This window comes from Paenibacillus peoriae (assembly GCF_022531965.1).
Taxonomy (GTDB): Bacteria; Bacillota; Bacilli; order Paenibacillales; family Paenibacillaceae; genus Paenibacillus; species Paenibacillus polymyxa_D.
The window spans coordinates 5,163,998-5,187,009 of sequence record NZ_CP092831.1 but is presented as its reverse complement, the minus strand read 5'-3'; the positions used below and the strand labels follow the sequence as shown (position 1 = coordinate 5,187,009).

The 23,012-nt window shown below is 43.6% G+C and carries 16 protein-coding genes; 11 read left to right on the top strand and 5 right to left on the bottom strand.

Annotated features, from left to right (window positions below; genetic code table 11):
• The first annotated feature begins 196 nt into the window (after positions 1–196).
• The 6 genes from MLD56_RS22975 (at position 197) to MLD56_RS22950 (ending at position 9,525) form a co-directional block, all read left to right on the top strand.
• The gene (locus tag MLD56_RS22975) at positions 197–1,663 is read left to right on the top strand and encodes a S41 family peptidase (RefSeq protein ID WP_029514549.1); all 1,467 of its coding nucleotides are present in this window, start codon (positions 197–199) and stop codon (positions 1,661–1,663) included.
• 165 nt (positions 1,664–1,828) lie between these two features.
• Complete coding sequence (locus MLD56_RS22970; RefSeq protein WP_029514548.1) at positions 1,829–3,145, top strand: PDZ domain-containing protein; 1,317 nt, start codon at positions 1,829–1,831, stop codon at positions 3,143–3,145.
• A 177-nt stretch (positions 3,146–3,322) separates the two neighbouring features.
• A complete protein-coding gene (locus MLD56_RS22965; protein WP_029514547.1) occupies positions 3,323–3,880 on the top strand; it encodes a class I SAM-dependent methyltransferase in 558 nt (185 codons plus the stop codon).
• Between the two features lie 273 nt (positions 3,881–4,153).
• Positions 4,154–4,537, top strand: a complete 384-nt coding sequence (locus MLD56_RS22960) for a hypothetical protein (protein WP_029514546.1) — start codon at positions 4,154–4,156, stop codon at positions 4,535–4,537.
• 297 nt (positions 4,538–4,834) lie between these two features.
• Positions 4,835–8,890: a glycosyl hydrolase gene (locus tag MLD56_RS22955; RefSeq protein ID WP_029514545.1), complete on the top strand. Its 4,056-nt coding sequence runs from the start codon at positions 4,835–4,837 to the stop codon at positions 8,888–8,890.
• 272 nt (positions 8,891–9,162) lie between these two features.
• Entirely contained in the window at positions 9,163–9,525 is a 363-nt protein-coding gene (locus MLD56_RS22950) for a BLB8/JUQZ-1 family protein (RefSeq protein WP_029514544.1), read from the top strand.
• Positions 9,526–9,585: 60 nt separating this feature from the next.
• Here the strand turns inward: MLD56_RS22950 and MLD56_RS22945 are convergent, their stop codons facing one another.
• Both MLD56_RS22945 and MLD56_RS22940 read right to left on the bottom strand, forming a co-directional pair.
• Positions 9,586–10,722 carry a DUF4179 domain-containing protein gene (locus MLD56_RS22945; protein WP_029514543.1) on the bottom strand — a complete coding sequence of 379 codons (1,137 nt, stop codon included), beginning with the start codon at positions 10,720–10,722 and terminating at the stop codon, positions 9,586–9,588.
• The gene (locus MLD56_RS22940) at positions 10,694–11,269 is read right to left on the bottom strand and encodes an RNA polymerase sigma factor (protein ID WP_029514542.1); all 576 of its coding nucleotides are present in this window, start codon (positions 11,267–11,269) and stop codon (positions 10,694–10,696) included. Before MLD56_RS22940 ends, MLD56_RS22945 begins: the two co-directional genes overlap by 29 nt.
• A 296-nt stretch (positions 11,270–11,565) precedes the next feature.
• Between MLD56_RS22940 and MLD56_RS22935 the strand changes: the two genes are divergently transcribed.
• The gene (locus MLD56_RS22935; RefSeq protein WP_029514541.1) at positions 11,566–12,963 is read left to right on the top strand and encodes a helix-turn-helix domain-containing protein; all 1,398 of its coding nucleotides are present in this window, start codon (positions 11,566–11,568) and stop codon (positions 12,961–12,963) included.
• A gap of 101 nt (positions 12,964–13,064) precedes the next feature.
• Here the strand turns inward: MLD56_RS22935 and MLD56_RS22930 are convergent, their stop codons facing one another.
• Complete coding sequence (locus MLD56_RS22930; RefSeq protein WP_029514540.1) at positions 13,065–13,439, bottom strand: helix-turn-helix domain-containing protein; 375 nt, start codon at positions 13,437–13,439, stop codon at positions 13,065–13,067.
• Between the two features lie 255 nt (positions 13,440–13,694).
• Between MLD56_RS22930 and MLD56_RS22925 the strand changes: the two genes are divergently transcribed.
• Together MLD56_RS22925 and MLD56_RS22920 are read left to right on the top strand one after the other, a co-directional pair.
• The gene (locus tag MLD56_RS22925; RefSeq protein ID WP_029514539.1) at positions 13,695–15,116 is read left to right on the top strand and encodes a tetratricopeptide repeat protein; all 1,422 of its coding nucleotides are present in this window, start codon (positions 13,695–13,697) and stop codon (positions 15,114–15,116) included.
• 258 nt (positions 15,117–15,374) lie between these two features.
• The gene (locus MLD56_RS22920; RefSeq protein WP_023990607.1) at positions 15,375–15,602 is read left to right on the top strand and encodes an aspartyl-phosphate phosphatase Spo0E family protein; all 228 of its coding nucleotides are present in this window, start codon (positions 15,375–15,377) and stop codon (positions 15,600–15,602) included.
• 235 nt (positions 15,603–15,837) lie between these two features.
• On the opposite strand, the gene MLD56_RS22915 is transcribed toward MLD56_RS22920, so the two are convergent.
• Together MLD56_RS22915 and MLD56_RS22910 are read right to left on the bottom strand one after the other, a co-directional pair.
• The gene (locus MLD56_RS22915; RefSeq protein WP_029514538.1) at positions 15,838–16,653 is read right to left on the bottom strand and encodes a flagellar motor protein MotB; all 816 of its coding nucleotides are present in this window, start codon (positions 16,651–16,653) and stop codon (positions 15,838–15,840) included.
• Entirely contained in the window at positions 16,637–17,464 is an 828-nt protein-coding gene (locus MLD56_RS22910; protein WP_029514537.1) for a flagellar motor protein, read from the bottom strand. Before MLD56_RS22910 ends, MLD56_RS22915 begins: the two co-directional genes overlap by 17 nt.
• 208 nt (positions 17,465–17,672) lie before the next feature.
• On the opposite strand from MLD56_RS22910, the gene uvrB reads away from it, so the two are divergent.
• Positions 17,673–19,664, top strand: a complete 1,992-nt coding sequence (gene uvrB / locus MLD56_RS22905) for an excinuclease ABC subunit UvrB (protein WP_029514536.1) — start codon at positions 17,673–17,675, stop codon at positions 19,662–19,664.
• Positions 19,665–19,836: 172 nt separating this feature from the next.
• Complete coding sequence (uvrA, locus tag MLD56_RS22900; protein WP_029514535.1) at positions 19,837–22,698, top strand: excinuclease ABC subunit UvrA; 2,862 nt, start codon at positions 19,837–19,839, stop codon at positions 22,696–22,698.
• Positions 22,699–23,012: the final 314 nt, after the last annotated feature.

Genomic DNA, 23,012 nt, shown 5'->3' with positions numbered 1-23,012 from the left:
AAGCCCTATTTATAGCCATTACGGTTGTAGATAGGGCTTTGCTGTAATGGTTAATATCCGATGAAGAACATGTGCATTGAGACACGGAGTAGGATACAATTAACATATTCCGTACAAGCTAGACGTATACTTCGTGGATGGATATGCGTTGTAAGGCAATAGGATACAAGATAATGAGAAGGCGGTGGACGATTAGATGTTGAAAAAAAGTACAGCGATACTCTTGATGGTGATCGGGCTGCTTGGCGGCAGTCTGCTCACTTTTGCCTATACTGGAACGACTACAGTAGGGAACAGCGCTCTGGGCGAAGGACTGCTGGCGAGTGTGACAGGTAGCAGTTCTACTTCCAGAAGTGATATCCGCAAAATCGAAACGGCGATGGACCTGATTCAGGGACAATATTATCAGGATGTGGATCGTACCAAGCTGGTGGATGGCGCCATCAATGGTATGATGGAGTCGCTCGGCGACCCGTATTCCTCTTATATGGGTAAAGAAACTGCACAACAGTTCGAGCAATCTATAGAAGGCTCTTTTACCGGGATCGGAGCTGAAGTAGCGGCTGAAAACGGAAAAGTAGTTGTAGTCACGCCAATTAAAGGCTCGCCGGCTGAAAAGGCAGGGCTACGCTCTAAGGATATTATTTTGTCTGTTAATGGTGAAACACTGGACGGATTGGATCTGAACAAGGCCGTTTCCAAAATCCGTGGACCTAAAGGCAGTCAGGCGAAAGTCAAAATTCAGCGCAGTGGCTCTCCTGATCCGCTCGAATACACGATTACCCGTGACAATATTGATATGGAAACTGTAACAGCTCATATGGAAAGCGACGGTGTAGGCGTCATCACGATCACCCAGTTCTCCTTGAATACAGCAGAACGATTCAAGGAAGAGTTGGCGAAGCTCGAGAAGCAAGGGCTAAAAGGGCTCGTCATTGACGTGCGTAATAACCCGGGCGGCGTGCTTTCCGTTGTCATTGAGATTGCGCAGCAATTTGTACCTTCTGGCAAAACGATTGTACAAGTGGAAGACAAGAATCAGAAGCGTGAAGAAGAGAAATCCAAAGGTTCACGTAAAAATTACCCTGTGACTTTGCTAATGAATAAAGGTAGCGCAAGTGCGTCCGAAATTCTGGCAGGTGCTCTCCAGCAATCAGCAGGTGCTGTGTTGATCGGGGAAAACTCCTTTGGTAAAGGTACTGTACAAACCAGCTATGACAAGCAAATGGGTGACGGTAGCCTGCTCAAAATCACGATTGCCAAATGGTTAACGCCAAATGGAACGTGGATTCATAAAAAAGGGATTAAGCCGAACATCGCGGTGGAACAGCCTGAATACTTCACAGCAGCACCGCTGAACAAGGAAAAGTCCTTGAAATACAATATGAATAGCAGTGATGTGAAAAATGCACAAATCATTCTGCAAGGTTTGGGTTACAAACCAGGTCGCGAGGATGGCTATTTTGACAAAGTAACTGAAAGCTCTGTTATTGCTTTTCAAAAACAAGCGAAGCTGACGGCTAGTGGCATCATTGATGCGAAGACAGCAGCAGCGATGGAAGCCAAGCTGATTGAGAAAATTCGTGATCCGAAAAATGATAATCAACTCAAGCAGGGGATTGAAGAGATTCGGAAGGAAATGAAGACAAGCGTAGCGAAATAATAGTGAGGCTACAACAAGGGGGCTGGAAACAGCCTCCTTTTATATTGGGATTTATTTGCAGTCTGTCGGTTTGTCTTCCCTACGTTGGCAATTTCATATAGAATAAATGGATATGAAGTGTACGTGATCCGCTATACAGCGGGCCAGGGGCATAAGGGAGTGTGAATGGACTTGGAATGGGCATTACAATGGGGATGGAGCGTCTTGAATGCTTGCTTATACCTGCTTATGCAGCCGTTTTATTATATCTCAATACTCATTGTCGCACTTGGTTATCGTCGGCAAATGCTGCTGGAGCGCAAGCTATTTCATACTAAAATGCATAGCTGGGCCTCAGAGACCTGGCGTGTCGTATGGAGTGGTTTGCTTGCTGGAATGGCGCTATCCGTTCTGGGAATGTTCGTCAGCGTGCATCTGAACCCGGCTTCCATCGTGTGCCTGTGGGTAGCAACATTACTGCTCATGCTGGTACGCGTCCGTTACCTGTGTCTCGCTTATTCGGTAGGTCTGCTAGGTGTGGTTCAATTTTTCCTAAATGTGGCCAGTGGCTGGCAACCTGTGGGAGCGCTCGGAACTTCAGTAACGGCTATCCGCGGATTGGATATTCCAGCACTGTTGGTGTTGGTCGCCGTGCTGCATGTGGCTGAGGCGCTGTTGGTTCGCTGGCAAGGGGGGAAAGCTGCCACTCCACTGTTTGTCGAGGGCAAACGGGGGAGATTGGTTGGCGGCTATCGGATGGAAGATCTCTGGCCCATTCCGTTGTTATTGCTGGTACCCACTCAGGGAGGATTCATGCTTCCCTGGACACCGTTGTTCGGCGGCGATGCCGGAACCGGGTATATGCTGGCAGCCTTACCAGTCCTGATGGGCTTCAGCAGCGTGACGCTAGGCCAGCTACCACGACAGAAGGCGGTACTCACTTCGAACCGCTTGCTTCTGTACAGTGTGGCTTTACTTCTGCTGAGCTTGCTGGCTGCATGGTGGAGTCCGCTGATATTGTTAGCAGCGTTATTCTCTTTTCTGGCTCATGAGGCACTGATCTGGTATGGTAATATGGAGGAAAGTCGTCTTAGCCCGATGTTTGTCCATCCGGAGCAAGGGATGCGTGTGCTCGCTGTGCTGCCAGACAGTCCGGCGACAGCCATGGGCATACTGCCGGGCGAGGCCATTTACCGCGTGAATGGAGTTATTGTGAATACCCGTGCCGAGTTACACCAGGCCTTGCGGATCAATTCTGCCTTTTGCAAGCTGGAAGTACGCAATCTGCAAGGCGAGAGCAAGTTTGTGCAGCGAGGCATGTACGATGGCGATCATCACCAGCTAGGGGTCGTGCTTGCACCGGATGCAGACGCGAGCTGGGCCGTATCCCTACAGCCGGCCTCCATCTATCGGATTGTTGCCATGCATATAGGCGCACGGCGACGTAAAGCTGGACAGGCATCGCAGGCAGAGGGTACACAGTTGGATACCATGAACAAATAGATGTTACAATAAGAGGGTAGTCATTATTTGATTAGAGTCGAATAAGGCTACGCTCTTTTTATATGCCGACAGTAGCCTGCTTGAAATCAATATTCTGATCGGTATACAATGAATATGTAATAAGAAGCGTCGATGAACCGAATGTCTATCATGTGTGTCAAGCAGGGAGAGGAAAAGATGAACGCGATTCACTTTATTCGAGAGTACATCAGGCATCCACGCAGCGTAGGCGCTGTTATACCCAGCTCAAGACAGTTGGCCAAACAAATTGCCACACCGATTTACTTTGACAAAGCATCGTGCATTATTGAATATGGTGCAGGGACCGGTGTGTTTACGCAAGAGCTGATTTTGAACAAGCGTCCAGAAACGCTACTTTTAGTGATTGAAGCTAATGAATCGTTTTACAAAACGCTACAAAGCAAGTACGGACACTTGGAGAAGGTACACATCATTCATGGATCGGCTGAGCATGTGGCGCAGTATATACGACAGTATGAGGTTCCAAAAGTGGATTATGTCGTATCAGGGCTCCCTTTCACCAGCCTGCCAGGCGCGTTATCTAGCCTTATTTTGGGACAAACGGCTGAGGTTTTGGGCCAGGAAGGCAAATTTATTACGTTCCAGTACAGCAAGGTCAAACACAATTTTTTCCGCACCTTTTTTGCTGACATTCAGATTAAAAAGGTAAACTGCAATGTCCCGCCCGCTTATGTGTTCACGTGCAGCCTGTAACCTTGCAGCTATGTAGAAGATTAGAATAAATACGAATGCGATTATACGGATGATTATGAGAAGACTTGGTCAGCGTCATTAAGATACTGAAACGGTCTTTTTTTGTTGTCCACTTTCATAGATATATAAGAAGGGGATATGTTAAAAAGCAAAATTCATTTAAGGAATCATATTTTAAAATGGGGCTTAACCTATATATTACATAAGATGGAACCCACTAGATTTTTGTAAGATTCATGATAAATCTGAACTTTTGTTAAAGGAGATTTATATATGGTAAAACCACTGATATTCATGCGTTGGTGTGAGTACTATAAGTTAAGTGATCGTGAGACGGACTTTGTATCTTTTTTTATGATGAATTTCTCGGCTGCCCGTTCAGGCAATCAACCGAAGCTTAGGGAGCAATTTGTTGAAATTCAGAAAAAAACCTTTCCTGAGTACCCGTTTGATATTACCCCGGAAGAACTGGATTACTCCAAATTCGAAGGTTTGATGAAGCAGGTGTTGAAAATTCATTTTGACACGGCCGAGCTACTATACTCCTTTTACCTCCAAAAGCTGTGCGCACCTTTGGCAGAATACATTTTATCCACTGGAGAATCAGAGCCTGCGCGCATCTATTATAAGCTTATTCAAAAGGATAAAGTACGGTAGGAAGGACGAGTGTGGATAAGCAAGAGCTATTGGGATACTCAAGCAATATGGTTATTTAAGAAATTAATACTAGCTAATTAAAACAATAGTTAAAAATGTCAATATACCTTTGTGTTAAGGTAATATTATAAATCCAGTTTCAAAGAAAGAGGGTGTTGTCTTCGGCTGGAACATTTCAAGCAGGGATATGACGCTGTACCAGAACGATAAACTCGTTTGGAATCAGGAGCCTTAAAGCCTTGTAGAGCGGCACTCGTATGGGTGCCGCTCTTTTCAAACTTAAAGGAGGAAAGCGGCATGAAGGAGAAAAATAGTAGTGGTATTTGGTCCAAACGTTCCAAATGGCTGCCGGTCGTCATGGCATGCACGATTATAGTAGGGGGGGCTCTACCGACTCCAACTGTAGTTCACGGTCAAACGGCAAAGACCGTTACCATTAAAGTCAATACATCCAAGGATCGTAAGCCGATTAGCCCTTATATTTACGGTACGAATCAGGAATTGGCAGGCGATGAGAATCTGACTGCCAGACGACTTGGTGGCAATCGAATGACCGGATATAACTGGGAAAACAATATGTCCAATGCAGGAAGTGACTGGATGCAGTCCAGCGATAGCTATTTATGCGACAACGCCGGATTGACAAAAGCCGAATGTGAAAAGCCAGGTGCGGTGGCAACCTCGTTTCACGATCAATCGCTGAAGCAGGGCACATATTCTTTAGTCACGCTGCCGATGGCTGGTTATGTGGCCAAGGATGGAAACGGAAGTGTGCAGGAAAGTGAAAAGGCCCCTTCTGCTCGTTGGAATCAGGTCGTAAACGCTAAAAATGCGCCGTTTCAACTACAGCCTGATCTGAATGACAATCAGGTTTATGCGGATGAATTCGTCAACTTTTTAGTGAAAAAGTACGGCGTTGCTTCAACAAAGACGGGCGTGAAAGGATATGCGCTCGACAATGAACCCGCTCTCTGGTCGCACACGCATCCGCGCATTCATGGTGAAAAGGTCGGAGCCAAAGAGTTGGTAGACCGGTCGGTAAGCTTATCCAAAGCTGTTAAAGCGGTTGACGCGGGTGCGGAAATTTTTGGGCCCGTTCTTTACGGTTTTGGCGCCTATACAGATCTTCAAACCGCACCTGATTGGAACTCTGTAAAAGGCAACTACAGCTGGTTCGTGGACTATTACCTGGATCAAATGCGCCTTAGCTCGCAAGCTGAAGGCAAGAGATTGCTGGATGTTTTCGACGTCCACTGGTATCCCGAAGCGATGGGCGGAGGCATACGAATTACGAATGAGGTAGGCAATGACGAAACGAAGAAAGCCAGAATGCAGGCGCCTCGTACTTTGTGGGATCCGACCTACAAGGAAGATAGCTGGATCGCTCAATGGAACAGTGAATTCTTGCCTTTATTGCCTCGATTAAAGCAGTCGGTGGACAAGTATTACCCGGGAACCAAGCTGGCTTTGACTGAGTATAGCTATGGCGGCGAAAATGATATTTCTGGCGGTATCGCTATGGCCGATGTGTTGGGCATCTTGGGCAAAAACGACGTTTATATGGCAAACTACTGGAAGTTAAAGGAGGGTGCCAACAACTACGTTAGTGCCGCTTACAAGCTTTATCGCAATTATGACGGAAAAAGCTCTACTTTCGGTGATATCAGCGTTAACGCGCAAACGTCGGATATTGTTAATAGCTCGGTGCATGCTTCCGTAACAGATGCATCCTACAAAGAACTGCACCTCGTTGTCATGAATAAAAGCATGGACAGCGCATTCGACGCCCAATTTGATCTTTCCGGCGAGACGACTTACGGTTCCGGTAAAGTATGGGGCTTCGACAAAAATAGCTCGCAAATTAAGGAATCCGCACCAATCACGCAAATTTCAGGCAACCGCTTTACCTATACAGTACCACCATTGACGGCTTATCACATCGTGCTGACTGTTGGCAATGATACACCTGTGGAAGGTCCCGAAAACTTTGCGCTGAGAGCTGAGACTGGCGATGGGAAAGTCGATTTGTCCTGGGACGCTTCCAGCGGAGCTGTAGGGTACAGTGTACAGCGGGCTACGTATGAAAATGGTCCTTTTACTGCTGTAGCATCCAACTTGGTCGAAACGTCTTATACAGATACCAACGTAACGAACGGCACTTCTTATTATTATAAAATAACCGCAAAAACAAAGGCGGGAATGAGCGAATCCAATGTTTTGAAAGCGGTTCCTAGAGCGCCTGTAGACGGATCGAATCGCTATGAAGCCGAAGAGGGCACGCTGAAGGGAACCATTGTGGAATCCAGCGGGACTGGCTTCTCAGGTACTGGTTATGTAACTAATTTCCACAATCCGGGGGATTCCCTGGCGATGACGATTCAGGCAGAGGCGGCAGGCTTGTACAATCTTACAATCGGCTACCGTTCTCCTCATGATGACAAACGCACGAACTTCTCTTTAAACGGCAAAGCGTCTGGCGAGCTGATACTTTCGAAATCGGCTGATTTTAAAGAGACTTCCGGTGGTAAGGTTCTGTTGAATGCAGGGGCCAATACGATCGGTTTTGAAACAGGCTGGGGCTGGTATGATATCGACTATGTCAAGCTGGAGCCAGCTACTGACCGTCCACCGCATGCGGTAACCAAAACGCTCATTAATCCGAATGCGACGATAGAAGCAAGAGCATTGATGAACTACCTGGTTGATCAATACGGGAAGAATATGCTCTCTGGTCAGGAGGAGATAAACGAAATTGATTGGCTTCAAGCCAATGTAGGTAAAAAACCAGCAATTGCAGCGCTTGACCTGATCGACTATTCGCCAAGCAGAGCGGAACACGGTCTTAGTTCCACAGAGACGGAAAAGGCGATTGCATGGGATAAGCAAGGGGGCATTGTTACCTTTGCATGGCATTGGAACGCACCGAAAGGTCTGATCGATACGCAGGGAAAAGAATGGTGGAGAGGCTTTTATGCCGATTCAACTACATTCGATATCGAATATGCGATGAATCATCCAGAGTCCGAAGATTATACATTGCTTATTCGCGACATCGATGTAATTGCGGGGCAATTGAAGAAGTTGCAGGATGCGAAAGTTCCTGTGCTGTTCCGTCCTTTGCACGAAGCGGAAGGCAAATGGTTCTGGTGGGGCGCCAAAGGCCCTGAGCCTGTTAAAAAATTGTATATTTTGATGCATGACCGTTTGACGAATGTGCACAAACTGAACAATTTGATTTGGGTATGGAATTCTGTTGCTCCGGATTGGTATCCGGGAGATGAGTATGTGGATATTTTGAGCTTTGACTCTTATCCGCAAGCAGGCGACTACAGCCCGCAGATTGCAAAATACGAAGACCTTGTTACATTGGGCAAGGACAAAAAGTTAGTTGCCATGAGCGAAAACGGACCTATCCCGGACCCTGATCTGATGAAGGCGTATCAAGCCCATTGGAGCTGGTTCGCTACATGGTATGGGGATTTCCTGAGAGACGGCAAACAAAACAGTCTGGAGCATCTGAAAAAAGTGTATAATCATCCGAACGTCATTACGCTTGAAAAGCTCCCGACTAACTTAAAAACGTATGGCATTACCGAGCAACCATCAGTACCGGGCAGCTTCACGCTGAACGCAGCGGGCGAAACGGCGAAAGTAAAGCTGAGCTGGACAGCATCGGCGAATGCCGCAAGCTATGAAGTGAAGCGTTCGACGGCTGAAAACGGTACGTTCGCCACCGTAGCGAGCGATGTATACGAAAGCAGCTACACCGACACAGCCGTAACGGCAGACACGATATACTATTACCAAGTCGTAGCGAAGAACGATGCAGGTCAAACGCTTTCGAACACGGCTAGCGCAGCACCGAAAGCGGATACTCAGCAGCCGACAACGGGACTGGTGCTCCAGTATCGCACAGCGGATACAAATGTGAACGACAATCACTTGAACCCGCATTTCCAAATTGTAAACAAAGGTACAGCCTCCGTACCGATCAACGAGTTGAAAATTCGCTACTACTACACGATCGACGGTGACCGTGAGCAGACATTCAACTGCGACTATGCAATGCTGAGCTGCTCAAAGCTGAATGGTAAACTGGTTAAAATGGATAAGGCTGCAACCGGTGCTGATTATTATTTGGAAGTCAGCTTCAACTCAGATGCAGGCGTGTTAGCACCTAGAGGAAGCACGGGCGGAATTCAAACTCGTATTCATAAAACAGACTGGTCGAACTATAACGAAAGTGACGATTACTCGTATAAAGGCACGCAAACTTCATTCGCCGATCATACGAAAGCTACGTTGTATCATAATGGGGTACTTGTTTGGGGAACCGAACCGACAGCTAATTAAAATGATATAAATACTATCGCTGAAATGAGCAGGGGGATTTGTATCCTACCTGCTCATTTTTTTATACGAGAAGCCATCTATATGATTATTTTGTAAAAAATGAAATAATATGTTTATTTATATTCTTTTTGTAACATATCAAGAATTAGAATGGAATTAATTAGAAGGAAGGGGGTTGGAAAATGTAACAGAAACGTAGCCACAGACATAAAGCAAGGTGTTTAGTAGCTTAAGAACTTTTAAAGAAGACTATTAAAGAGGAGAAATGACAAATGAAAAAAGCAATCTTAGCACTATCAATTTCCGCGTTAGCTTTATCTTTAGGGGGAGTAGCTTCGGCTTCACCAGTAAGTTCAACAATATCTGTTGGAGCTCCAGCAAAAGTAACCGTAACCTTTAGTCCTGCCAATGGAGAAAAGCCACCTATTACAAAGCAAGATACTCCCCCACTTAAATTAGGTATAGGTAGCTCATATGCTATGGAAGGTTCTAACTGGATGATTTTGTATGGAAGTGATGTTGTCGAACTTCATGGAAATAAAGCTAAGATGATCGGTTATGGAACAGCCCAAGTAGCCGCATATAAATCTAATGGAGACAAGCTTGGAGTTTATACTTTTGATGTTAGAAGATAGATAGTACTTATATGCAGTGAAGGAGGTGAAGTACGCTTCACTTCCTTCACTTATTTATTATCATGGATTAATCGGGTAAGTAATCTCTAGATCAGGGAAATACTCTATTTTTGGATTTCCATCTTTATCTAATTCAAATTTGCTCTTATCATCTTTTCTTAAGATAACCTTGTCGACCTTTATAGTAATTGATTTGGGGAGAGAGGTGAAAGGTTCAAAACGTGAATCAGTTATCAGAACGTTTCCATCCGTAGCACTCCAACCGTTGTTGCTTATAAATTTTAGTTGTTTTCCTTTATCATCGTAAATTTCATACTCCAAAAAAGGAAGTGACGAAATTTTCGAATTAGTAGGTAGCTTTATGCGAGTAGTGATGCTGGTTGTAATCGGTGTGAGCTCAACTTTTTCTAGGGTATAGTCAATGTTTGAATACTTTCGCTTAAGAGACGGTGTAAAAACCAAGTTATTCTTGGTGTTCTTTTCCACAGGAATTTCTATTTTAAATGGTTGCTTAATGCCGGAGACAGGCATGGAGACTGTCAAATTAAACTTATCTGGGAAAGGCTTCCCTCCCTGGTTACGTAAATCTGAAAATTGTATAATTGTTGAATTAGAATTTTTCCCAGGTATCGTATAAGGATCAATGGAGTTGCTAGTGTTAGCAGGTGCATAAGAGTGTATGTCTTCTCCATTAATGGAAAGTATTAAATCATCAAGTAATAAGGGTAATTCGGTGTTTAAAAATCTTTTGTCAGTGGTTTGCCGTTCTAAGGCAATGGATATACGTGTTCCATCAAACATAACTTCCGGTACGCTGAGAGTCAGGCCATCGTGAGTGTCACTAAGATTTGGTTTGGATAGTAGCCCTTTTTCGTCCGCTGTTTGTAAACCAAGATCACCAGCTAGCTGGAATATAGAATTCATACCTGGAACTTGTTTTAAGGATGCAGCCATTGTTGGTGAAATGAATCCAGTACTAACGACAAGTGTAAACGCCATTACAAGTGCAGCAGAGGCTCCGAAAAAGGCATTGCGAACTCTTTTTGAACGAGAGTTAGAGCGCTTATAACGTCTTGTTTTCATATTGCTATAGCGTTCCATAGTTCTATCTATTAAATCCACTTGTAATGGAGTATTCCGAATAAGCTTTTGTAAGTGCTCGATTTCTTTATCTTCCGGGTTTAAATGAATGCTCAATTTGTTTTCCTCCCTTTTCATTGTAGTTAATTAGCTTTTTACGGAGTCGCTCATATCTTTTTCGGATCGTGGATGATTTCAGTCCCATAATTGTAGCAATCTCTTCGTAGTTGTAATCCTCAAGCGAACGTAATAATAAAATCTGGCGATCTTTTAATGTTAGCTGGTCCAGTAACTCGTGAATTAAATTTGTATATTCATGTATGGGTTGTTGCTTTAGGTTCAGTTTGTACTGAATGAAGGATTTGAATGTTCTAGCGTTTCTTTTTAATAAGTCAGTGCAGTGATTTTGAGCGATTTTGTAAAGCCAAGCTGAAAAAGAAACTGTAGGTACGAACTGACGGATGTGCTCAAGCCCTTTGATGAATATTTCTTGAGCGGCATCTTCTGCTTCTTCCTGATTTTTAAGTAAGTAGTAGCAATATAAAAAGATCTGTTGTTGATAACGCCGTATGATATGTGTGTATGCTTGTTTGTCGCCTGCTTGGACCTGCTCTATGACAAGATTAATGTCTGCGTTTTGATTATCTGTATTTAGTTTTTCCATTAACGTCCCTCCCTTCTGCCTATATAACTGAAAAAGATATACATTTGTGACATTCAAATAAAAAAACTTGAAGTTTGTTTTTAATGGTTCTCCAGATGTACCTCATTTAACTTTTCAATTATCACGGAATTCGTAAAAAAAAGGCTTCTTTCTAAGGCATCATAAAATAAAATGACTTTATAGACCATATATTTCACTATTTTAATTATTTTGTAATGAAATGAAGTTCTTACGACCGAAATCACATGTTAAGTATGACTTACGATATATCTGCAACTATATTGAGGGGGATTGAAATGAAACATACACCTACGATCCGCTCGACGATAGAGACCGAACTCAAGCAGAGAGGCTATACATTTAGCAGCTTCAGTAAAATATCCGGTATTAACCGTGGTACATTCAGTACCATGCTGAACAGTAACCCACCCAAGCCAATCTCCGTTCGGCAGATGGACCTGATTACCAAGGCATTGGAATATCCCGAGGGCTGGCTGTATGAGTTGTACATAGATGAATGCTTTTACGAGGGAAAAGGGCACTGGAAACGGATTAAGCCTTTTTTATTGCGTTGTGTAGAGTTAGGAAAGGTAGACTGTATTCAAAAGGTATTGTCGAGACTGACCGAGGATTTGTCCTATGTGTCGATGATATTTGAGCTTGCAGAAGAACTACACGAAGCAGGTAAGGAAAAAGAAGCTGTCCCTTTTTACGAATGTGTGGTAGAGAACGAAAGATATTACCACTCGGAGAGGCTGGCGATCAGCCAATATCGTTTGTTTTGTTATTCTCTAAATACTGATTTGGATAATAATCGTCAAGCAGCTATAAAATTTGCCCCGTTTCGAAGGAATCTTCCTGAAAATTACCAATTAGACGCTTTATTAAAACTGGCTAATGCCTATTTTCAACTTTATGATTGTGAGACGGTTATACAGTATGCTGAAGAACTAAGAGTACTAGCTACGAGTATCTATCAACAGCAGGTTAGAGGAAAATTAAAAAATCGTGAAGTTAAGCCTCTAAATACAGAAAGACGTCTAATCGTTTATTATGGTCAGTCCTTTTTACTGAAAGGGAATGCCTACGAGATACAAGGGCAATATAAAAAAGCTATGGAATTTATCCCCTACTATGCAGATTTAACTGATTTTGAAGGACTGGACGATATAGGAAAAATAGAGGCACAAAAATTTAAAGTGTGGGCAAAAGCAAATCAGTTGAGTATGGAAATCTTAATGGGGAATATGGAAAGCTTGCCTGCCTATGTTGAGCTTCTTAGAGATAATTCCCAGGAGATATTACATGGGCTACTGACTATTGTTGAGTCAGCTAATATTTACAATTATCCAATAGATGATATTTTAATTCTCTTTGCTGAAAAAATTGATGAATTCAGAGAACTAAATGTAAATATTTCTTACTATCATACGAATTATAATCTGGTCACTTATTCTCGTTTTTTTCTTGAGCTTAGTCGCTACTATTTCAATACAGGAGCTTATTCGAAAGCTATGGACGGTATGCTGAAGAGCTTCAAAGCATCTTCTCAATTGAATGATAAAGCGTACTATATCAAGTCTATTACATTATTATTTGAAAAGTATAAAGATCATTCCACATACGAACAACAGGAGGAATATGGAAAATTGCTTGAAGAAGTACAGTATAATGCGAAACACATGCTTCCTTGAACTACAAAAAGGCTACGTATTTTGCTACTTAATTGAGCAGAACAGCGTAGCCTTTTTTAATTTTTCTTAGCCTAGATGGCTAATAGAGAACAATATTAAACTTATCCTTTTCCTTTGGAATCATCAGAGTTATTTTCAGAAAGCTCATTCTCTATCGAGAAAAGCTCCTTTAGAATGCGATAAGCTTTATTCTGTTCCGCTTCACTCTGCTGGGAAAGAATATGAATACATCCCCATATCCAGGGCTGGCTTTTGAGTTCTTCATATGAATTAAAGTTAAAAAATGCAAATACGTTTGTGTTCAGCGCCTCTGCTATTTTCTCTAATGTTTTAATCTGTACATTGACTTCACCGCGTTCCAACTTCCCTATGTAGGAACCTGTTGAATCGGATGCTTCTGCTAACTGTTCTTGTGTAATACCCCGCAATTTTCGAAATTGGCGGATTTTTGTTCCTAATAGTTTCGTTGTTTCCATAGACATCCACACTCCTATAGTATGAGTGTAGACAAAGCTAGATTAAGCGTGGAGGTAATTAAATTACCTTAATTATTCGTAATTTAGTTCTTGTGAGAACTATTTTAATAACATCAAATTCCATAATATAATAAAACAGTGTAGAAAAGGGGTTGACCATCATCCAATTTATTCATATAATTTCTAGTATATTGTAATTGATTGTCGAGGAGGGTGATTTTTTAAAATCATCTGAATATGCCGGGGGTGTTTTTATTGGAAAATGCAACCACGATTCGTTCGGAAATTGAGAAAGAATTAAAACTAGGTGGCTACACGTTTAATAGTTTTGGACAAGCTACGGGGCTTAATAGGGGTATATTTAGTGCGATGCTTAACGGAAATCCACCTAAACCTATATCTGTAAGACAAATGGACCTGATTACCAAAGCCTTTAATTATCCAGAGGGCTGGTTATATGATCTGTATGTGGATGAATGTTTTTATGATGGAAGACCACATTGGAAAAGGGTCAAGCCGTTCCTGATTCGTTGTGTTGAAGTGGGAAACTTGCGATGTGTTGAGAAAGTGCTTTCACGCTTAATGGAAGATCTTAACCACATTCCAACAATTTTTACTTTGGCAGAGGAGTTATACGCAGAGGGGAAGTTGCAAGAGGCAATTCCTTTCTATGAATGTGTCATTGAAAATGAGAAGTATCAACATTCAGAGAGGTTGGCAATTAGTCATTATAAATTGTTTATAGCTTCGATAGGTAAAGATTTAGAGAGGAACTTGGAAGCGGTTTTAAGATTCATCCCCTATCGTAACCGACTTCCTGAAAATTATCATTTAGATGCTTTGTTGAAGTTGGCTAATATCTACTTTAGTCTTCGCCAATGGAAAGAGGTGGAAAGGTATGCTGACGAGCTACGAAACTTAGCAACAACTATATATAAAAATGAAATTCAGAAGCGAAAAAACATAAATAAGTATAGGCAATTAGAGACCGAAAGGCCGCTTGTTGTTTACTATGGACAAGGTTATTTACTTAAAGGCAATGCTTTGGAACTACAAGGAATGTATGAAAAAGCAATGGAATACATTGAAGGTTACGCTGATTTAGGCTGGTTTGAAGGACTAGATGAATTAGGGTTAGAAGAAGTTGAACTTCTCAAATTATGGGCAGAAGCAAATAAACTTAACTTAAAGGTTCTAATGGGTAAAAAGGGGAGTTTACCTTCGTATGTTAATTTTCTTAAGAAAAATCCCCTTGAAGTATTGCCTGGTTTACTTACTATTGTTGAGTCTGCCATTAAATATAAATTTAGTATTGATGCGATACTTTCCGATTTCTCAGAGGAAATTAGAGATTTTAATGATAGTTTCTTTTTGGATAGTGGATATTATCAGCTAGCGCCAACTGTGGACAGATATGCTGATTTACATTATAAACTGGCAATTTACTATTTTGGTAATGAAAAAATCGGTCAAGGTCTTGATTCTATTTTAGAAAGTCTAAAATTTTACAAAAATATTAATAATAAAACAAAGTTTGTAGAATGTGTTGCTTTGTTCGAAAAATTCAGAAAAGACTCCACATCTCAGCATAGAAAGAATTATGAATTTATAATGGAGGAGATATTAGATGATGAAAAAATTAACGATGTTCTCCTTGTTGGCGCTAAGTCTAATTAATTTTGTTAGTTTTGGAAAAACAGTCAATACTAATTTGGATATATTCGGGCATGGAAATGGGAATTATAGCACTTATGGGCATGGAAATGGACATTAGTAGAATTAGAAATTATGCTTTTAAGCCAATTCCTTTGGATTGGCTTTTTTGATTCATCCCGTTAAAGGGATGAATTGGGTTTTATTATATTTTTAACCTGTAGGGAAGGTATCAGCTTGTAAACTAATGTAAATACCACACCGAACAGGAGGTTTATTGATGTGAAATGGAAACAATTGGAGGAATGCATCGAAGAAAAGCGGAAGGAATTAAATGATTTGGCGAATGAGGTGGGATTGAAGGATCGGCGGGTGTTAATCAAGTCCATGGAGTTAGATAGACTCCTTAATAAGTACAGCGACTGGAAATATAGCTATCGTAGACAACAGAGCATCCCCCAAAGTTCACAAATACAAGAGAAGCAACACGAGCTTGTCCTATCTTATTAATCTTCAAGCATCATGACAAGATAGAATCTAACTTCACCAGGGCTTCTAATACATAGTGGGATATAGAATAAACAAAATAATCTCTATTGCATCTCGTACGCTGCTCTTATCCACGTTGTTCGTACGGTTTATTGTTCTGCGTCTACATCAGGCGGAAGCCATGTATTAATGATGAATATGTATCAAAAAAACCTCCCGATTCACGTTATTACGTGACTCAGGAGGTTTTTGGGTTTTACTGTTGAAGTTGGCGTAGTACGGTGATTTCGACACGGCGGTTTTTTTGTCGTCCAGCTTCGGTACTATTGTCACCAACCGGTCGGGTATCTGCATAACCCGCATACTGAAATCCTGAGGGTGAAAGTTGCTCTCTGTCGAGAAAGAATCGGAGTACAGATAGTGCCCGTGCGCCTGAAAGCTCCCAGTTATCCTTATACATCGATGAGTTCGAGGAACGCGTGAACGGAATGTTGTCCGTATGGCCCTCAATGCTAATCGGTGTTTTCAAATCTCGAAATAGACTGGCCAACTTGGATAGTGTGTTGGCAGAGCCTTGCTTGAGTGCAGCTCTACCTTGATCGAATAAAAAGCGGTCATTTAGCGTAATGACAATACCACGCGGCTGATCTGACACAAAAATCTGATTTTCCAGTTTGTTGTCCGTAATATATTCTTGAATGACACCCATTAAATTTTGCAGTTCTTTTTCCTGCGTGCGGAATGCTTGTTCACGTTCGGTAAGCTTTGTCGATCCGGCTTCCTTTTTATCGGCTGCTGGTTGCTTGGTCGCGGGTGGATTCTTGCTGGTATAACGATCGGCAGTACCTGTAATGCCCGAGCCTTGCTCCAAAATAGAATCTCCCTTGTGGAACGTATCCTGAAGGGATTGAACAACGACATCGTATTTTTTAGCATCCAAACTACTCATGGCATACATCACAACGAAAAATATGAGCAGCAGGGTGATTAGATCGGCATAGGTAATCATCCAGCGGTCACGATGGTCTCCGCCGCCTCCTTGACCCCCACGGCGCTTACCGCGCGTTCTCATGGAAGTCCTCCTTTGGAGATGCGTCCTCAGTGCGTGAGCGACGAGGCGGTTTGCGATCTATATTTTGCTCTGAGCGGATAAAGAACTCCAACTTTTTGCGTACAAGCTTTGGATTCTCTCCGTTTTGGATAGCCAGAATACCTTGCAGCAGCAAATCCATCGTGATAATTTCACTCTCACTGGCTGCTCTTATTTTGGATGCGATGGGCAGAAAGATCAGATTGGCGCTAGCAACGCCGTATAGGGTTGCGATAAAGGCAACAGCAATGGACGGACCAAGCGCAGTAGGCTCGGTCAGGCTGCCCAGTACATGGATTAGGCCCATAACCGTACCGATAATCCCCATCGTAGGGGCATAACCGCCTGCGGATTCAAATATTTTGGCGTACCCCTCATGTTTGTGTTCAATGGCATCTAACTCAAGCTCTAAGATCTGTTTGATCTGTTCCTGCTCGGTGCCGTCGATGACCAACTGAAGACCTTCGCGCAAAAATGCATTCGGATGCTCTGATGAAATACGCTCTAGCGCAAGTACACCGGATCGGCGTGAGGTGGCAGCCATGGAAACCAAATCTTCTATATATTGCTCCGTAGGATTGTCCTCACGGCTAAATGCCATCCGTAGAGCGGTGGGGATCGTCTTCAGCTTGGAAGCGGGGTAGCTGATCACAACTGCGGCGAAAGTTCCCCCAAATACAATGAGAGCCGATGTACCTTGAAGCAGCCCGGTAAATTCGCCGCCTTCCCATAAGAAGCCACCGATTAATGCTATGATTCCTGCGATGATGCCCAATACGATGGTGATATCCAAAATTTAATTCACTCCTATTCAAGACTTATCGTTTGCATCCGCGGTAAGAAAGAGGTATAATACGGGAACAAACATTCTTATCCAACCATATTTCCCAAGTATCATTGCTCGGGAAATATCGACATAGAGTTACAGGTAAAGACGTTAAAGCTCGACTGGTGTAAAATCATGATGTTTCCATTTTAGACGATAAGGGTGATGCAGGGCAATGAGTGATATCGTTGTTAGCGATAAGACTTTTGAAATTCAGTCGGAATTCCAACCTCAAGGCGATCAGCCCCAGGCCATTTTTGAATTGGTAGAGGGAATTGCAGAAGGAAAGAAGCATCAAACGCTATTGGGTGCTACGGGAACAGGTAAGACGTTTACCATCGCACAAACCATTGCCAAGTTAAATCGGCCTACGCTGGTTATTGCACATAATAAGACTTTGGCTGCTCAACTGGCGAGTGAGTTTAAAGAATTCTTTCCGAATAACTCCGTCGATTATTTTGTCAGCTACTATGATTACTATCAACCGGAAGCATACATCCCGTCTTCCGATACGTATATTGAGAAGGATTCCAGCATCAATGAGGAGATTGATAAACTTCGCCACTCAGCGACAAGCTCTCTGTTTGAGCGTCGTGACGTTATTATTGTAGCGAGTGTCTCCTGCATTTATGGTTTGGGTTCGCCGAAAGAATATTCAAGCCTGCTGCTTTCGCTTAGAGTTGGCATGGAGAAACCCCGCAATCAGATTTTGTCCCGCTTGGTCGATATTCAATATCAGCGGAACGATATCAACTTCGTGCGGGGTACTTTCCGTGTACGGGGGGATGTTGTTGAGATATTCCCGGCTTCCCATGGGGAACATGCTATACGTGTAGAACTATTCGGGGATGAAATTGAACGAATTACCGAGATTAATGTGCTTACGGGTGAATTGATCGGTGAACGTGATCATATTGCTATTTTCCCGGCATCTCACTTTGTTACTCATGAGGATACGATGAAGGTAGCATTGGTCAACATTGAACGTGAGCTTGAAGAGCGGTTAGCGGAGTTGAAGGAGCAAGGGAAGCTGTTAGAAGCACAACGTTTGGAGCAACGTACCCGCTATGATATCGAGATGATGAAAGAGGTTGGTTTTTGTTCCGGTGTCGAGAATTATTCAGGTCCACTGACATTCCGTGAGCGAGGAGCAACACCATATACGCTAATGGATTATTTCCCGGATGATATGCTGATCGTCATTGACGAGTCCCATGTTACATTGCCGCAGATTCGTGCCATGTATAACGGTGACCAAGCACGTAAGAATGTACTGGTGGATCATGGTTTTCGTTTGCCGTCTGCATTGGATAATCGCCCGTTGAAGTTTGAAGAGTTTGAGGACAAGGTAAGTCAGATTATCTATGTATCAGCTACTCCAGGACCCTATGAGATGGAGAAGTGCGAAACGATGGTGCAGCAGATTATTCGTCCTACCGGGCTTCTTGATCCGATTATTGAGGTGCGTCCGAGCAAGGGGCAGATTGACGATCTTATTAATGAAATACGGCTTCGCATAGAACGTGAAGAACGGGTGCTGGTGACCACACTTACGAAGAAGATGTCCGAAGATTTGACTGACTATTTAAAAGAAGTAGGCATCAAGGTCCGGTATATGCACTCCGAGATTAAGACGTTGGAGCGGATGGCTATTTTGCGGGATCTTCGTCTAGGGACCTTCGACGTGCTAATCGGGATCAATCTTTTGCGGGAGGGTCTTGATTTGCCGGAAGTATCTCTGGTCACGATTTTGGATGCAGACAAAGAAGGCTTCCTGCGTTCTGAGCGCTCTCTGATACAGACAATCGGACGGGCAGCACGGAACAGTGACGGTCGTGTTATTATGTACGGCGATAAGATTACCGATTCTATGGATAAAGCGATAAAGGAAACGGAACGTCGGCGTGCGATTCAAATTCAGTATAATGAAGAACATGGGATTACCCCGCAAACCATACGTAAAAAGATTCGTGATGTTATTGAAGCAACTAAGGTGGCAGAATCGAAGAATGATTACCTTCCTAATGAGACGGGTAAACTTTCCAAGAAGGAGCGCCAATCACTCATTCAGCGTCTGGAAGCAGAGATGAAAGACGCCGCCAAGAACCTACAGTTCGAGCGGGCAGCCGAGCTGCGTGATGCTTTGCTGGAGTTGCGAGCTGATTAAACATTGAGAATAAGCTAGAAGCAAAACATATGAAAATAAAATGTTTGATTGCTTTGCTTTTAAAAATAGTGAGGGCGGCCTATGTGGTCGTTCTCTTTGCGATATATCACTTCCATGGGATAATCCAATGCGATATAGCATGACGTGAACTACGGCTAAGGAGATGAAACATTTGGCGAATGAAAGCATCATCATCAAAGGCGCACGCGCGCATAATCTCAAAAATATTGACGTGACGATTCCACGGGACAAGTTCGTCGTCCTGACAGGGCTTAGCGGCTCAGGTAAATCGTCGCTGGCTTTCGATACGATCTATGCGGAAGGGCAGCGGAGGTATGTGGAATCTTTATCTGCGTATGCCCGTCAATTTCTCGGGCAAATGGAGAAGCCGGACGTTGATTCGATTGACGGTCTGTCTCCTGCCATTTCCATTGACCAAAAAACAACAAGTCGGAATCCGCGTTCTACTGTCGGAACAGTTACCGAAATCTATGACTACCTGCGGTTGTTGTTTGCCCGGGTGGGTCATCCTCATTGTCCTGAACATGGCATTGAAATCACGTCACAGACCGTCGAACAGATGGTAGACCGCATTTTGCAGTATCCTGAGAAGACACGACTGCAAATCCTAGCTCCATTGGTATCGGGTCGCAAAGGTGAGCATAAAACACTGTTTACGGATATAGCCAAGCAGGGCTTTGTGCGGGTACGTGTGAATGGCGAACTGCGTGAATTGTCTGAGAAGATTGAGTTGGAAAAGAATAAGAAGCACTCGATTGAAGTGGTCGTAGACCGCATCGTTGTCAAGGAAGATGTGCGTGCGCGTCTGTCTGACTCTATTGAGACGGCATTGAATCTTTCAGGCGGGCAGTTGCTTGTAGACATTATGGGGCAAGAGGAGTTGCGGTTCAGCTCCAACTTTGCATGTCCTATTTGTGGATTCAGCATAGATGAACTGTCTCCGCGGATGTTTTCCTTTAATAGTCCGTTCGGCGCTTGCCCGGATTGCGATGGGTTAGGAGTTAAAATGGTGGTTGACCCTGATTTGCTCATTCCCGATCCTGAAAAAAGTGTGGAAGATGGGGCGTTTCAGGCTTGGAGTGGGGGAACTTCCACTTATTATCCTCAATTTTTACAGTCAGTATGCGAGCACTACGGTATTCCACAGGACATTCCTGTTAGTCAATTGACGACAGAACAAATGAACCTCATTTTACATGGAACGGGTGAGCAGAAGATCCGTTTCCGCTATGAAAATGATTTTGGTCAACGTAAGGAAGCCTATGTGACCTTTGAGGGGATTATCCCCAACTTGGAGCGTCGGTATCGTGATACGGCTTCTGAGGGCATACGTGAATTTATTGAAGGCTTTATGAGTGCAAAGCCATGTAACACCTGTAAGGGACATCGACTGAAAAAAGAAAGCCTGTCGGTAACCATTCAAGAGCGCAATATTGCTTATGTAACAGCCCTGTCTATCGGTGAAGCCTCAAACTTTTTCCATACACTGGAGCTGAGTGAGAAGGAGAAGTCGATTGCCAATCTCATTTTAAAAGAAATTAACAGCCGACTGGGATTCCTCGTTAACGTGGGTCTGGAATACCTGACTTTAAGCCGTGCGGCAGGCACGTTGTCAGGCGGTGAGGCACAGCGTATCCGATTGGCGACACAGATCGGGTCCAGTCTGATGGGTGTGCTTTATATTTTGGACGAGCCTAGTATCGGGCTGCATCAGCGAGATAATGATCGTCTGATTAGTGCTTTGGAGCATATGCGGAATCTTGGCAATACCTTGATCGTAGTGGAGCATGATGAAGATACGATGATGGCGGCGGACTATATCATTGATATCGGGCCGGGAGCTGGAATCCACGGTGGGATGATTATGTCGCAGGGGACCCCGCAGGAAGTTATGGAAGACCCGAATTCCTTAACCGGGCAGTATTTGAGCGGACGCAAGTTCATTCCGGTCAATACCGAGCGGCGCAAGCCTGCTGATAAGTGGCTGGAGATTCGCGGAGCCAAGGAGAACAATCTCAAAAATGTGAATGTCAAAATTCCGTTGGGTGTTTTCTCGGCTGTTACTGGTGTATCCGGCTCTGGAAAGTCGACGCTGGTCAACGAAATTTTGTACAAAACGTTGGCGCGTGATCTGAACCGGGCGAGAGTGCGTCCAGGGCAGCACAAAGAAATTCGCGGGCTAGAGCATATCGAAAAGGTTGTTGAGATCGATCAATCGCCAATTGGCCGTACACCGCGTTCCAATCCTGCAACGTATACTGGTGTATTTGATGATATCCGTGACTTATTCTCGCAGACGAACGAGGCCAAAGTACGAGGCTACAAGAAAGGCCGCTTTAGCTTTAACGTTAAGGGAGGTCGTTGTGAAGCTTGTAGAGGCGACGGCATCATCAAGATTGAGATGCATTTTCTGCCAGATGTGTATGTTCCATGTGAAGTGTGCAAAGGCAAGCGTTACAACCGGGAGACCCTGGAGGTTAAATACAAAGGAAAAAGTATTGCCGATGTGCTGGAGATGACGGTAGAGGATGCGACGGAGTTTTTTGAAAATATTCCGAAGATTCATCGCAAGATCCAGACGCTGATGGATGTAGGTTTGGGGTATATCAAGCTGGGTCAGCCTGCGACTACCTTGTCTGGCGGTGAAGCACAGCGTGTGAAGTTGGCCTCCGAATTGTATCGTCGCAGCACAGGCAAAACCATTTATATTTTGGATGAGCCGACAACTGGTCTGCATGTTCACGATATTGATCGATTATTGACGGTGCTGCATCGTTTGGTTGATTCAGGAGAGACGGTGCTGGTCATTGAGCATAATCTGGATGTGATTAAAACAGCCGATTATCTGATTGATTTGGGACCGGAAGGCGGAAGTGGCGGTGGAACGATCTTGGCTACCGGGACACCGGAGCAACTCGTGAAAGTCGAAGAATCCTATACAGGTCGATACTTAAAGCCGATCCTTGAACGGGATACAGAGCGTAGCCAAGCGCTTCAGACAGTCGATCTATAGATATCATTTAACGTACGCTTTAAAAGCCCTGCACAGGCAGGAAGGCAGAATACGAACTACTGTATTTATGCCTTCGCCTTGGCAGGGCTTTATTTTTTTTGTAAAAAAAGAAAACTTTTATCAAATTCCTGCGTTAAAGCATGTGACACGTAGTTTACCAAGCGCTGGGATAATAAATCTATACGTATATTCATCGACAGAAAGTCTCTGAGTAGTCTCTAAATTTTGGAGTTTTGGATGTTTAGGTTCGGACTTGAAGAGGTAAATATATAAATCGTCATAGCATCATACAAAGTTCCGTGCCCACGTGACAC